The following is a 6,373-nucleotide window of genomic DNA, read 5'->3' as shown; positions in this document are numbered from 1 at the left end:
CCCAAAACACAAGGCCAAACAGCACCAAACGCGACACCCAAGAACCCTCAAACCGAAGCTCAACCAGCCCCCGAGCGCTTGAGAAACATTACACCCACCACAACCCACCACCAAATCAACCACCCCCACACCCACCACCAACCCCACCAAACCCCACCCCACAACCGGCAACACGGTTGCCAAGGCTTCGGATGTGGCGGGAAGGGAGCATCTGCGGCACCTCGGTGCCCGGGGTGCCGCTCGGCAAAGGGGAGCGAATCACTGTGGCCGGTGCCTGGTTCGGGGCGGGATCGGAGGGGCGGGGCGGGCGGCTACCTTCGCGGGGCATCGGTTTGCGCGGTCACTGGTTAGACGGGGTACTGGTTAGACGGGGTACTGGCTAGACGGGGCACTGGTTGTGCGGGGCCCACCCAAGCTCGGCCTACTGGAATCCCGGGCGGCCCAGCACGAGGCGCGTGGGGCCTCTCCGCGTTGATGGGCAACGCGGGTTCCCGGCGATGGGCAACCGGGTTCCCAGCCGGGCGGTCCCGACTGTTGCCTTCCGGGGATCAGCAGGACGCGGGTTCGCGGCGAACCTCACTGGTACCGGGAACGTGACGTTCCCGCATCGCCGGATGCGGGACGAGCTGGGAAAGCCTTCGCACATGAGGAGGCTGGGCAAGCCTTCGCACACGAGAAGGGGAAATCCCTAGACACGACAAGGGCCCCCTGTCTGGGAGCCCTTGTCGTAGTGAGGAAGTCACCGACCCCACACGACGGGCGGCCGAACGGTGACCGAGTGCTGATGTTGAAGTGGTGCCGGCGAAGTTCCGGGCGTTGGACCGTCAGTACAGGAGTTCTCACGTCCGACTGTTGGTGCGGGACTTCCGGGTGTCGGGCTGTCGGTACCTGCGGTCTGACGTCGAAGTGCTGGCACCGGAGTGTGCCGACGTCGGCGCATTGGTGCCGAGGTGCCGACGTCGACGCAGTGGCGCCGGAGTGCCGGCGTCGACGTGCTGGTGCCGTAGTGCCGAAGCCACCGTCGAGGGACGCCAGCACGCGAGCGCTAGTCGGTGAGGGCGAGCGCCCCCACTGTCTTGCGTCCACGGCGAACCACGACGAATCGCCCTTGAAGCAGATCGTCGCTGGACAGCACCGCCTCGGGATCGGTCACCTTCACGTTGTTCACGTAGGCACCCCCCTCGTCAATCGTGCGCCGAGCAGCCGACTTCGAGGCCACAACCCCGGTAGCAACCAAAGCTTCGACCACGCTCGGAAGCTGCGTCGCGTTGGCCACCGGTGCGGCGTCCAGCTCCTTCGCCACGGCCGCTAGCGTGCGTGCGTCCAGATCGTGGAGTTCGCTTTGCCCAAACAGGGCGGCGGCCGCAGCGGCGGCCGATTCACGCTCCGCGCGGCCATGCACGAGGTCCGTGATGTCGTCGGCCAACGCGCGTTGAGCGATGCGCAGATGTGGCTTGTCAGCCGACTGCCGTGCGATCTCCTCGATCTCCTCTCGGGGGCGCTCGCTAAAGACCTTGAGGTAGGCGACCACCATGGCATCTTCGGCATTAAGGAAGTACTGGTGGAAGGCGTAGGGCGAGGTCATCTCGGGATCCAGCCACACCGTCCCCGACTCCGTCTTGCCGAACTTCGTCCCATCAGCCTTGGTGAGCAAGGGGGTGCCCACCCCATGAGCCCGGGCGCCCTCGGAACGCCGGATGAGATCGATACCAGCGGTGATGTTGCCCCACTGGTCAGAGCCCCCCGTTTGCATGGTGACGCCGTAGGTCCGGTACAACTCACGGAAATCCAACGACTGCAACAGCACGTAGCTGAACTCGGTGTAGCTGATCCCCGCCTCGAGGCGAGACTTCACCACCTCGCGATCCAACATCCGGTTGACGGAGAAGTGCTTGCCGACATCGCGCAGGAGATCCAACGCGCTGATGGTGCGCGTCCAGTCAAGGTTGTTGACCAGGCGTGCACCCCGCTCGCCGTCCAAGTCAATCAGGCGGCCCACCTGGGCCCGGATACGCTCCACCCATCCGCGGACCGTCTCCTCGTCATTCATGACGCGCTCGCCGGCCTGCTTGGGGTCACCGATCAGCCCCGTCGAACCACCGACCAGCAAAAACGGTTGATGCCCCGCGCGTTGGAGGGCTCTCTGGACCATCAGTTGGACCAGGTTTCCCATGTGAATGCTGGGGGCCGTCGGATCGAATCCCACATAGCTGCTGACCGATCCGGCATCAAGGTGGGCGCTCAAGGCGTCCAGATCCGTCGAATGGGCGATCAGCCCGCGCCACTGCAGTTCATCGATCAGTACGTTCACGCCCTCCAACCTAGCGGAGGGCCTTGCGCCCTGCGGCACGACGCCACCGCAGAACCCAGACCCTGCCCCGTGACCCAAGGGCGGGGGCTGCTCAGTCAGCCAGCCAATGACGATGCGCGTCCAACGTCTGCTCAGCCTCTGCCAGTTGCTCGGTCACCCGCGCCAAGGCCGTACCGCCGCGCCCGTCGCGCGCATTGATCGAACCCTCAACGCTGAGAACCTCCAAAACACCCGGCGTCAGGTGCGGATCGATCTGGGACACATCCTCGGGAGTCAGATCCGTCAGTTCGATACCGCGCTGCTCGCAGTACTGCACCGCCTTGCCCGCGATCTCGTGCGCCTCAGCGAAGGGAACGCGCTGCTTGACCAGCCAATCCGCGACATCGGTGGCTAGCGAGAAACCCTGCGGGGCACGCTCAGCGAGGCGGCCGGTTTGGAAGTCCAAGGTGGCGATCATGCCCGCCACGGCCGGAAGGAGCACCCGCAGTTGGTCAAGGCCGTCGAAGATCGGCTCCTTGTCCTCTTGCAGATCCCTGTTGTACGCCAGCGGGAGACCCTTAAGGGTCGCCAACAGGCCCGTGAGATGACCGATCAACCGACCGGCCTTGCCCCGAGCCAACTCTGCGACATCGGGGTTCTTCTTCTGGGGCATGATCGAAGAGCCAGTGGACCACGCGTCGTCCAGCTTCGCGAACCCGAACTCGACGGTCGACCAAAGGATGACTTCTTCGCTCACCCGGGAAAGATCCACACCGATCATGGCGAGCACGAAGGCCGCTTCGGCCACCAGGTCGCGTGCCGCCGTCCCATCGATGGAGTTGGGAACCGACCCGTCAAACCCCAACTCTGCGGCGACGAACTCCGGATCCAGCCCCAACGACGTGCCCGCAAGCGCGGCCGAACCATAGGGCGACAGCGCCAACCGGGCATCCAGGTCGCGGATTCGATCCAGATCGCGCAGCAGCGGCCAGGCGTGCGCCAGAAGATGATGCGACAACAGCACCGGCTGGGCCGACTGCAGGTGCGTGCGCCCCGGCATGGGAACACCCAGATGGGTGCGAGCCTGGCCCGCCAGCGCGGTGACCACGTCAGCAACCCCCAGCGAGATGGTTCGCAGTTCGTCGCGCAGATACAGCCGGATCAACGTCGCGATCTGGTCGTTACGCGAACGCCCTGCCCGCAGGCGTCCCCCCAACTCATGACCGGCCCGCTCCATGAGGCCACGCTCCAGCGCACCATGGACGTCCTCATCTGTCTCAGCGGCAACGAACGCGCCGGAGGCCACGTCGGCGTCCAACTGCTCCAGCGCCGCGAGCATCTGCTCCAACTCGGTGTCGGAAAGCAATCCCGCTCGGTGCAGCGCGCGGGCGTGAGCGCGCGACCCGGCGATGTCGAGATAAGCCAGGCGCCAGTCGAACTGTGTCGACTTCGACAAGGCGAACATCGCCTCGGCGGGCCCACCCTGGAAGCGACCGCCCCACAGCCGCCCTTGTCCAGCCTCGGTCATCCCTCGTTCTCCTTACCGCCTGCACCCAACATGAGCATTTCCTCGGCTAGCGCCGCACCCCCGAGAGGGTCGCGGCTCACCAGCAGGATCGAATCGTCCCCGGCGATCGTACCCAGCACGCTGTCCCACGACGCCCGATCGATCGCCGAAGCGAGAAACTGGGCCGCCCCCGGCGGCGTCTTGAGGACCGCCAAGTTCGCGGACGCCTCAGCACTCAATAAGAGCTCGGCCGCCAGTCGAGCCAGCCGCGCACGAGCCCGTCCGATGTCGGCCGCCTCAACGTCCTGCACCGCGTACACCAGTTCCCCCGAGGCGGCCCGCAGCCGGATGGCGCCCACCGTGACCAGATCACGCGACAGCGTCCCTTGGGTGACAGCAAACCCCTCGTCCGCCAGCAGATCCGCCAACTCGGTCTGCGACCGAATCGAACGGCGCATCAGCAACTCCACGATCCGCCGTTGCCGTGCCGCCTTCGTCCCCAGTTGGGGCCGCTCGCTCACGCCACCAGATCCGGCAAGGCGTCAATGAACGGCTGAAGATCATCGGTGGTGACGATCAACGGCGGCGCCAAACGCAGCACATCCGGACGCGGAGCATTGACGATAAACCCGCGCTCCAGCGCCCGCCGGGCAATATCGGCGCTAATCGGCTCGGTCAGCACGACGCCCCGCAGCAGGCCCCGCCCCCGCACATGATCAATCTGCGGCAAGCCCACAGCCTCGATCGAGGACGCCAGCCACGCTCCCGTGCGCTCCGCATGCAGCAAGAGCCCCTCGGACTCGATGATGTCCAACACCGTCAACGCCGCATGAGAGGCCAGCGGGTTGCCACCAAACGTCGTCCCGTGCTGCCCCGGCTGGATCAGATCAGCCGCCTGCCCCACGGCCACGCAAGCGCCGATGGGGAAGCCTCCGCCGAGCCCCTTGGCGAACGTGACCAGATCACCCTGGACACCCTGGGCTGCGGATTCCAGCCACGCCCCGGTGCGTCCCATCCCCGTCTGCACCTCGTCGAACCACAGCAGCGCACCGTGCGCGTCGCATTGCTCCCGAGCAAACTGCAGGTAACCCGCAGGTGGCTCCACCACCCCGTTCTCGCCCTGGATCGGCTCCAGAATCACCGCGGCCGTCTCGTCGTCCAGCGCTGCCGCCAACGCGTCGGCATCACCATAGGGAACCCAGGTCACCCCCGCCGGGAGCGGCTCGAAGGGCAAGCGGTACTTCGCGGTCGCGGTCAGCGACAAAGCACCCAGCGTCCGGCCATGGAAGGACCCCTCCATGGCGATGATCTTGTGGCGACCAGTGAGGCGCGTGATCTTCAGCGCCGCCTCATTCGCCTCCGAGCCGGAGTTCGTCAGGAACGTCCGAGCATGCCGTCCGCCACCCACAAGCGCATCAAGCCTTTCGGCCAACTCGATCTGCTGCGGAGTCGTGAACAGGTTCGAGACATGCATCAGCGTCGCGGCCTGCTCAGCGATCGCCGCCACCAGACGCGGATGGCAATGTCCCAGCGCGTTGACGGCGATTCCGCCCAAAAGATCCAGGTAGCGGGTTCCCTCCGCGTCCCACACGTAGGGGCCCTCGCCGCGGACCAGGACGCGCTGCGGGGTCCCGAATGCCTTGATCATCGCGGTGCCGTACCGCTCCATCATTGTGCTCATGCGGGAACCACCATCGTTCCGACTCCTTCGTCTGTGAAAATCTCCAACAGCAACGAGTGCGGTCGGCGTCCATCCACAATCGTCGCCAACGGCACGCCGGCCTCCACTGCCTCCAAGCAGGCCTCCATCTTCGGGATCATGCCGGAGGCGAGCGACGGCAGAATCGCCCGCAGTTCCGTCGTCGTGATGGAGGCGATGATCTCGCTCGTGTCAGGCCAATTGCTGTACAGCCCCTCCACGTCGGTCAAGACCAGCAGGCGTGCCGCGTCCAGTGCTGCAGCCAAGGCGGCCGCGGCGGTATCGGCGTTCACGTTGAGCACCGACCCATGCGCATCCGGAGCGACGCTGGCGACAACGGGGATGCGTCCGGCCTCAATGAGGTCGGCGATCGCCCCCGTGTTGACGTCGACGACCTCGCCGACGCGTCCCAGATCGACGGTGTGCCCATCAACGAGAGTCCCCCGCCGCTGCGCGGTGAACAAGCCGGCATCCTCGCCGGACATCCCGATGGCGAGGGGCCCGTGCACGTTCAGCAACCCGACCAACTCGCGGCCCACCTGACCCACGAGCACCATCCGGACGACTTCCATCGCCTCAGGGGTGGTGACCCGCAGCCCTCCCTGGAACTCCGAGGGAATGTCGAGGCGTCGCAGCATCGCGTTGATCTGCGGCCCGCCCCCATGCACGACGACCGGACGCACCCCGCACTGGCGCAGGAACACGACGTCCTCGACGAACGCCTTCTTCAACTCGGGGCTGGTCATGGCATTGCCGCCGTACTTGATCACCACGGTCTTCCCGGCGTACTTCTCCAGCCAGGGCAACGCCTCGATGAGGGTCCCGGCCTTGGTATAGATCTCGCTTTGCAGTTGCGCCGTGCGTGTGGTCATCGGGC

General features: G+C 66.0%; 5 protein-coding genes. All 5 read right to left on the bottom strand.

Annotation, left to right across the window (positions count from 1 at the left end):
- Positions 1-1,045 precede the first annotated feature (1,045 nt).
- On the bottom strand, positions 1,046-2,311 hold the full coding sequence (tyrS, locus tag C1706_RS09200; RefSeq protein WP_129458940.1) for a tyrosine--tRNA ligase: 1,266 nt from the start codon (positions 2,309-2,311) through the stop codon (positions 1,046-1,048).
- A gap of 91 nt (positions 2,312-2,402) precedes the next feature.
- Entirely contained in the window at positions 2,403-3,818 is a 1,416-nt protein-coding gene (argH, locus tag C1706_RS09195) for an argininosuccinate lyase (RefSeq protein WP_129458939.1), read from the bottom strand.
- Positions 3,815-4,318 (bottom strand): arginine repressor, encoded by a 504-nt coding sequence (locus C1706_RS09190; RefSeq protein ID WP_284690562.1) that lies wholly within the window; start codon positions 4,316-4,318, stop codon positions 3,815-3,817. The genes argH and C1706_RS09190 overlap by 4 nt, the downstream gene beginning before the upstream one ends.
- The gene (locus C1706_RS09185; protein WP_129458938.1) at positions 4,315-5,478 is read right to left on the bottom strand and encodes an acetylornithine transaminase; all 1,164 of its coding nucleotides are present in this window, start codon (positions 5,476-5,478) and stop codon (positions 4,315-4,317) included. Before C1706_RS09185 ends, C1706_RS09190 begins: the two co-directional genes overlap by 4 nt.
- A complete protein-coding gene (gene argB, locus C1706_RS09180) occupies positions 5,475-6,368 on the bottom strand; it encodes an acetylglutamate kinase (RefSeq protein WP_129458937.1) in 894 nt (297 codons plus the stop codon). The genes C1706_RS09185 and argB overlap by 4 nt, the downstream gene beginning before the upstream one ends.
- Between the last annotated feature and the right edge of the window lie 5 nt (positions 6,369-6,373).

The organism is Propioniciclava flava (assembly GCF_004126535.1).
Taxonomy (GTDB): Bacteria; Actinomycetota; Actinomycetes; order Propionibacteriales; family Propionibacteriaceae; genus Propioniciclava; species Propioniciclava flava.
This window is presented reverse-complemented; position numbering and strand designations above follow the sequence as displayed.

What these genes read in the sequence shown, in the direction of transcription:
- argH (WP_129458939.1), bottom strand. Translation starts at nt 3,818, where the DNA reads ATGACCGAGGCTGGACAAGGGCGGCTGTGGGGCGGTCGCTTCCAGGGT.
- C1706_RS09185 (WP_129458938.1), bottom strand. Translation starts at nt 5,478, where the DNA reads ATGAGCACAATGATGGAGCGGTACGGCACCGCGATGATCAAGGCATTC.
- argB (WP_129458937.1), bottom strand. Translation starts at nt 6,368, where the DNA reads ATGACCACACGCACGGCGCAACTGCAAAGCGAGATCTATACCAAGGCC.